We start from the raw sequence: 375 nt of genomic DNA, 5'->3' as shown, positions 1-375 counted from the left end.
ACGACGTGGCCAAGGTCGCCGGAAAGTCCAGCAAACTCGGCAAGCTGGGCAAGCTCGCCCAAGCCATCGCCGATGTAGCAGACAAGGCCAAGGATGCCGCGGGCCGGGCTCGTAAGGCGGCCGGGCTCGGCGACGCCAAGGGGGCCCGTAAGGCGGCCGACGAAGCGCAGGAGCACGCCGACGACGCGGCCGAGAAGGCCGAGGAGCACGGTAGTTGCACCATCGCGCTTGGTGCCGCCAGGCTCGTGCCGTACGAGGGCGCAGGCGCCGGCCGTGAGCCCAGCGGCGTGCCCGGCTCCGGCACGGGAATCCTGGCCGCAGGACACGCCGAGTCCCCCCTGATCGTTCTCGCAGCAGGCAAAAAACAGTGCGAGG

General features: G+C 70.4%; 1 protein-coding gene. It reads left to right on the top strand.

Annotated elements, in window-relative coordinates:
• On the top strand, positions 1-375 hold a 375-nt coding region (locus tag AC1DYK_RS36225; RefSeq protein ID WP_478170661.1), incomplete at both ends, for a hypothetical protein.

The organism is Variovorax sp. P2_H12, from assembly GCF_056403395.1.
Note: the sequence above shows the minus strand (reverse complement) of the source record. Positions and strands in the feature narration are given on the sequence as shown.